This is a genomic window from Nocardia sp. NPDC004722 (genome assembly GCF_053601505.1).
Window position 1 is genome coordinate 1 of the sequence record NZ_JBSGBY010000496.1, and the last position, 6,502, is coordinate 6,502.

Genomic DNA, 6,502 nt, shown 5'->3' on the forward strand with positions numbered 1-6,502 from the left:
AATTCGGCACCGCCTTCAACGGCGCGGTCATCAAGCTCGTGGCGGGCGGCGCGCCCGTGACCGCCGTGCTCAGCTCCTACGGCGCGGATTCCTTCGTCGACGACCTGGACATCGACTCGCTGTCGATGGTCGAGATCGCCGTCCAGACCGTGGTCAAGTACGGCGTCAAGATCCCCGATGAGGACCTGGCGAGCCTGAAGACCGTCGGCGACGCGGTGGCGTACATCCAGAAGCTCGAGGCGGAGAACGCTGACGCGGCCGCCGAGCTGAAGTCCAAGTTCGGCGCCGAGGGCGAGTAGGAACCGACACCGTGACCACTCCTTCCACCTTGAACGGGAACTTTCCCAATGTCGTCGTGACGAGCATGGCGGCGACCACGTCGATCGCCGGTGACGTCGATGCGACGTGGAAGGGCCTCCTCAATGGCGAGAGCGGCATCGACACTCTCGAGGACGACTTCATTGCGGAGTACGACCTTCCGGTTCGAATCGGCGGCCACCTGAAGGTGTCGCCGGACACGCTGCTCGATCGGGTCGAAATCCGACGCATGGCGTACGTCGAGCGTCTGGCGACCGTCCTCGGTCGCGAGGTGTGGAAGAACGCCGGCTCGCCCGAGGTTGACCCGCTGCGGCTGGGTGTGGCCATCGGCACCGGTCTCGGCGGCGGCGACGCGCTCATCGATTCGGTGGACAAGCTGAAGAACGGTGGCTATCGCAAGATTTCGCCGCTGGCTGTTCAGATGGTCATGCCGAACGGCCCGTCCGCCGTCGTCGGTCTCGAACTCAAGGCCCGTGCGGGCGTCATCACTCCCGTCTCGGCGTGCTCGTCGGGTTCGGAGGCGATCGCCAACGCATGGCGCATGATCGTCATGGGCGACGCCGACATCATGGTGACCGGCGGTGTCGAGGGCTTCATCGACTCGGTGCCGATCGCCGCGTTCTCCATGATGCGGGCCATGTCGACCCGTAACGACAATCCGAAGGCGGCCTCGCGCCCCTTCGACAAGGATCGCGACGGCTTCGTCTTCGGCGAAGCGGGCGCGCTCATGGTCATCGAGACCGAGGAGCACGCCAAGGCTCGTGGTGCCACGATCCACGCCCGGCTCATGGGCGCTGGTATCACCTCCGACGGGTTCCACCTGGTGGCTCCCGATCCGGAGGGCAGTGGTGCGGCTCGCGCCATGCAGCGCGCGATGCAGACCGCCGGGTTGTCCCCCAAGGACGTCACCCACGTCAACGCCCACGCGACCGCCACCCCCGTGGGTGACACCGCGGAGGCCAACGCGATTCACAAGGCGGGCGTCAACCACGCCTCGATCTACGCACCAAAGTCGGCTCTGGGCCACTCGATCGGCGCCGTCGGCGCTCTCGAGTCGGTACTCACGGTGCTCAGCATCCGGGACGGCATCGTCCCCCCGACGCTGAACCTCGAGAACCTGGATCCGGCGATCGATCTGGACGTCGTGCACGGCGCTGCGCGTCAGCAGGACATCCAGTACGCGATCAACAACTCTTTCGGTTTCGGTGGGCACAATGTCGCGCTCGCCTTCGGCCGGTACTGACGCGCAACTAAGAAGAACCGCGCACTTCTAGAACCGGTCAGTAAGACGAACACCCGGTAGGGGATTCGAATTGGCGATCCCGCATTCGAGTCCCCTACCGGGACAACGACATTCGCAGCCGCTCTCAGCGACCGCGCTTCCCTTTCACAAGGAGAGTTTGCGATGACCATCATGGCTCCCGCGCATGCGGACACCACGACCGATCCCCGTGACCCGCTGGGTCGGTTGCAGCGCTTCTTCGATCCCGGAACTGTTCTCCCGCTCCACCCCCGCGACAAGTCCGGTGTGCTCGCCGCCATCGGTGAGGTCGACGGTGTCCGCACCGTGGCCTACTGCTCGGATGCCACCGTGATGGGCGGCGCCATGGGCGTCGAGGGTTGCAAGCACATCGTCGACGCGATCGACACCGCCATCGATTCCAAGGTTCCCGTGGTGGGCCTGTGGCATTCGGGTGGCGCGCGTCTCGCCGAGGGCGTCGAGGCCCTGCACGCGGTCGGCCTGGTCTTCGAGGCCATGGTTCGCGCGTCCGGTCAGGTCCCCCAGATTTCCGTGGTGCTCGGCTTCGCCGCCGGTGGCGCCGCCTACGGTCCCGCGCTGACCGACATCGTGATCATGGCCCCCGAGGGCCGTGTCTTCGTCACCGGCCCGGACGTGGTCCGCAGTGTCACCGGTGAGAACGTCGACATGGAGACCCTGGGCGGTCCGGTCACCCACGGCAAGAAGTCCGGCGTCTGCCACATCATGGCCGAGGACGAGCAGGACGCCATGCACCGTGCGCGCCGCCTGGTCTCGATGTTCGCCGAGCAGGGCGAATTCGACCTGGCCGCCGCCGCGCACGGCGATGTGGACCTCAAGGCCATGATGCCCGCGTCGGCCAAGCGCGCCTACGACGTGAAGCCGATCATCAACGAGCTGCTCGACAACGTCGACGGCGAAAGCTCCTTCGAGGAGCTGCAGGGCGGTTACGCCCGCTCCATGGTCGTCGGCATCGGCCGTCTCGGCGGTCGCACCGTCGGTGTGTTGGCCAACAACCCGATCCGCCTGGGCGGCTGCCTCAACTCCGAAAGCGCCGAGAAGGCTTCGCGTTTCGTGCGCCTGTGCAACGCCTTCGGCATCCCGCTGATCGTCGTCACCGACGTGCCCGGCTACCTGCCCGGCGTCTCGCAGGAGCTCGAGGGTGTGGTGCGTCGCGGCGCGAAACTGCTGCACGCCTTCGCCGAGGCCCGCGTCCCGCGCGTCACCCTGGTGACCCGCAAGATCTACGGCGGCGCCTACATCGCCATGAACGCCCGATCCCTCGGCGCCACCGCGGTTTACGCGTGGCCCGGCTCGGAAGTCGCGGTCATGGGCGCCAAGGCCGCGGTCGGCATCCTGCACAAGAAGGCCATCGCGGCCGCCCCGGAGGAGGAGCGCGAAGCCCTCATCGAGCGCCTCACCGAGGAGCACGAGCGCATCGCGGGCGGCGTCGAACGCGCCATCGCCATCGGCGTCGTCGACCAGGTCGTCGACCCCGCCAAGACCCGCTCCACCATCGCGGCAGCACTCGCGGCAGCCCCGGCCCGCCCGCAGCACAACAAGAACATCCCGCTGTAATCGCTTACGCGGCAACATCATCGGGCGGCCTCTTCGGAGGCCGCCCGTTTTTGTGTCCGGAGGGCCCCGGCCTACGGTCGCCGTGTACAAAACTTACGAAATTTCGGCGATACGTCCGGGATACGGCGGGGACACTCGGCCTTCCTAGCGTGCGGGCATGTCAGAGACGTTCGACGCGGCGGCGGTCCCGCGCACCCCCTGGTATCGCTCCATGTTCACGCAACTGCTGGTGGCGGTGGTGGCGGGCATCGTCGTCGGGAAGTTCTGGCCGCAGCTCGGGACGGATCTGAAGCCGTTGGGGGACGGGTTCATCAAGCTGATCAAGATGGTGATCGCGCCGATCGTGTTCTGCACGGTGGTGCTGGGGATCGCGCATGTGGGGAATCTGAAGTCGGTGGGGCGGATCGGTGTGAAGGCGCTGATCTACTTCGAGGTGGTGACCACGTTCGCGCTGCTGTTCGGGTTGCTGGTGGGGAATCTGGTGAAGCCGGGGGCCGGGTTCCGCATCGACGCGCAGACGCTGGCGACCGGGGCCGATCAGATCGCGAAGACGACGCAGAAGGCCGAACTGCCGCATACCGTCGACTTCCTGCTGAATGTCATTCCGACATCGCTGGTTTCGGCGTTCGCGGAGAACAAGCTCTTGCAGGTGTTGTTCGTGTCGGTGCTGTTCGGGTTGGCGCTGGCGAAGTTCGGGGAGAACGGGCCGCCGGTGGTGCTGGAGGCCATCGACCATGTGAGCCGGATCCTGTTCATCGTGATCGGCTGGATCATGCGCCTGTCGCCGCTGGGCGCGTTCGGGGCGATGGCCTACATCATCGGGCAGTACGGGCTGAAAGCCCTTGGCACGTACGGGAAGTTGATCGCCTGCTGCTACGGGGCGGCGGTGTTGTTCATACTCGTGCTGGCGGCGATCACCCGAGTCTTCGCGGGCGCGAGTCTGTGGAAGTTCTTGCGCTACATCAAGGATGAGTTGTTCGTGGCCCTCGGCACGGCGTCGACCGAGGTGGTGTTGCCGCGGATCATGACCAAACTGGTGGACGCGGGCTGCTCGCGCGCGACAACGGGTTTGGTTGTGCCGACCGGGTATTCGTTCAATCTCGACGGTGCGACGCTCTATCTCGCCATCTGTGTACTGTTCCTGGCCCAGGCGCTGGGAGTTGACCTGAGTGTCGGCGAGCAGATCACGGCACTGCTCGCACTCATGCTGACTTCCAAGGGCATGGCGGGCGTTCCCGGCTCCTCCTTCCTCGCCCTCTCCGCGACCGTCAGCGCCATCGGCCACGGCTCGATTCCCGTTGCGGCGGTGGCGATTCTGCTCGGCGCGGATCGGCTCATGGACTCCATGCGGGTGACGGTGAACCTGCTCGGCAACTGTGTCGCCACACTGGTGGTCGCCAGGTGGGAGGGGCAGTTGGATGGCGAGCGGCTCGCGCGGGTGCTGGACAGGCAGCCGGTGGAGCCGCTCGCGGACCCGGACCCGATGGCGGAGCCGGTCCGTGCGTAGGGCCCTCGGTCAGGCCGGAGGGATGTTCGCGTTGTGGTGGAAGACGTTGTCGGGGTCCCAGGCGGTTTTGAGCGCGGCGAGGCGGGAATACTTGTCGCCGTAGGACTCTCGCAGGCGATCCGGGTCGTCGTCGGCCAGGAAGTTGACGTAGGTGGCCGCGGAGTTCGCGTGGGGGCGCAGTTCGTCCCAGAGGTCGCGGACCCATTGGCGTTCGACGCCGAAACCGGCGGGGTCGGGGGTCATGGCGCTGATGTTGATCACCCAGCAGGGGTTGCGGGGGCCGCTGAAAGCTGTTTCGCCGTCCTTGATTTCGCTGTAGCGGCCGCGCAGCGGGAAGATCGGGACGATGGTCAGCGGCGAGTTGCGCAGCGGGTAGCGGGCGATGATCGGGGCCAGCACGTCATCGGTCAGATCGTCGACGTAGAGGGCCTTCTCGTAGGCGTAGAACCCGTGCGGGGCGGCCTCGTCGAACATCTGCTGCAGGGCGGTGTACGGGATGGGGGTGACCAGTTCCCACGCGGGGGCGGGGGCGGCGTCACGCAATGGTTTCAGCACCGCCTCGAGCTCATCGGGCGCACCGAAACCCGCTATGCCGACCGCGAATCCCGGTTGCCCCTGGTACCGGTCGGGCACGAACGGGGCCGGTGGGGCGCAGACGGCGAACACGGCGGCGCAATAGCCCTCGGGCAGCGTTTCGATGAGCGCGCGTCCCGCCGCGAGACCCTCGGCGCCGGCGTCGGGGGTCCACCACACCATCGCCAGCTGGGCCAGCGGTGAGAGTTCGTGCAGGGTGAAGGTGAATCGGGTGACGATGCCGAAGTTGCCTCCGCCGCCGCGCAATCCCCAGTACAGGTCGGCGTTCTCGCTCGCTGACGCGGTCACGACGCGGCCGTCGGCGGTGACGACTTCGGCCGCGGCCAGGTTGTCGCAGCTCAGGCCGTAGCGCATGGTGAGCCAGCCCATCCCGCCACCGAGGGTGAGGCCGCCGATGCCGGTGTGGCTGATGAAGCCGCCGGTGAAGGCGAGCCCGTGCGCGGTGGTGGCGGCGTCGACGTCGGCCCACAGGGCCCCGCCGCCGCAGTGGGCGAGTTTCGCCTCCGGGTCGACGGTCACGGTGTTCAACGCACGCAGGTCGATCATCACGGCGTCGTCGGCGACCGCGTGCCCGGCATAGTTGTGGCCGCCGCCGCGGACGGTCAGATCCAGGCCCTGCGCACGGGCGGACCGCACCGCGGCCGCCACTGCGGCCGCGCTCGCCGGGCGGACGATCACCGCCGGGTGACGGTCGAAACAGCCGTTCCAGACCTGGCGTGCCGCTTGGTATTCCGGGTCTTGCGGGGTGATCACCTCCCCGTCGACGGCGGCGCGCAATCCTTCGATGTCGATGCGAGCAGTGGTCATGGTCGGCTCCTTCGGTACTCGTTCCGGGGCGAATCCAGGGTGCGCTGCGCGGCGGAACCGGCACATCGGTCGTTCGCCCTCTCGACCGCCCCTCGGTGTGGTGCCGCGTGCCAGTCGTTACGCAGCCGAGCGCCGTGGGGTTCATTGCCGGTGGCGTGGCGGGTGCGGTCGGCCGAATTGCCGGGCGACCGATCAGACCCGGGCGTATGGTTGCCTGGCTGGCATAGGGGATGTGGCGGAGGCAGCGGTATGCGGCTCGAACCAGGGGCGGAGTTCGCGGGGTTCACCATCGAGCGGGTGCTCGGCAACGGGGGTATGGGGGTCGTCTATCTGGCGCGAAATCCGCGGTTGAATCGGCTGGTCGCGTTGAAGGTGCTCGGGGACTTGATCGCCGCCGACCCGCGCGGGCGGGCCCGGTTCGAACGGGAGGCGGCGCTGGC

5 protein-coding genes and 1 pseudogene are annotated in these 6,502 nt (G+C 67.4%); 5 read left to right on the forward strand and 1 reads right to left on the reverse strand.

Annotated elements, in window-relative coordinates; all coding sequences use genetic code 11:
• Window positions 1-29 precede the first annotated feature (29 nt).
• From ACWELQ_RS34435 to dctA, 4 genes are all read left to right on the forward strand, one after another.
• On the forward strand, window positions 30-299 hold the full coding sequence (locus tag ACWELQ_RS34435; RefSeq protein WP_452401205.1) for an acyl carrier protein: 270 nt from the start codon (window positions 30-32) through the stop codon (window positions 297-299).
• A gap of 11 nt (window positions 300-310) precedes the next feature.
• Entirely contained in the window at window positions 311-1,561 is a 1,251-nt protein-coding gene (locus ACWELQ_RS34440) for a KasA/KasB family beta-ketoacyl-ACP synthase (RefSeq protein ID WP_452401201.1), read from the forward strand.
• Window positions 1,562-1,723: 162 nt separating this feature from the next.
• Window positions 1,724-3,154: an acyl-CoA carboxylase subunit beta gene (locus tag ACWELQ_RS34445; RefSeq protein ID WP_452401202.1), complete on the forward strand. Its 1,431-nt coding sequence runs from the start codon at window positions 1,724-1,726 to the stop codon at window positions 3,152-3,154.
• A gap of 157 nt (window positions 3,155-3,311) precedes the next feature.
• Entirely contained in the window at window positions 3,312-4,661 is a 1,350-nt protein-coding gene (gene dctA, locus ACWELQ_RS34450; RefSeq protein ID WP_452401203.1) for a C4-dicarboxylate transporter DctA, read from the forward strand.
• A gap of 9 nt (window positions 4,662-4,670) precedes the next feature.
• Here the strand turns inward: dctA and ACWELQ_RS34455 are convergent, their stop codons facing one another.
• On the reverse strand, window positions 4,671-6,062 hold the full coding sequence (locus ACWELQ_RS34455; RefSeq protein ID WP_452401204.1) for an FAD-binding oxidoreductase: 1,392 nt from the start codon (window positions 6,060-6,062) through the stop codon (window positions 4,671-4,673).
• A 249-nt stretch (window positions 6,063-6,311) separates the two neighbouring features.
• Here ACWELQ_RS34455 and ACWELQ_RS34460 point away from each other — a divergent pair.
• A pseudogene (locus ACWELQ_RS34460) lies at window positions 6,312-6,502 on the forward strand (serine/threonine protein kinase); the annotation flags it as partial.

What these genes read in the sequence shown, in the direction of transcription:
- ACWELQ_RS34445 (WP_452401202.1), top strand. Translation starts at nt 1,724, where the DNA reads ATGACCATCATGGCTCCCGCGCATGCGGACACCACGACCGATCCCCGT.
- ACWELQ_RS34455 (WP_452401204.1), bottom strand. Translation starts at nt 6,062, where the DNA reads ATGACCACTGCTCGCATCGACATCGAAGGATTGCGCGCCGCCGTCGAC.
- dctA (WP_452401203.1), top strand. Translation starts at nt 3,312, where the DNA reads ATGTCAGAGACGTTCGACGCGGCGGCGGTCCCGCGCACCCCCTGGTAT.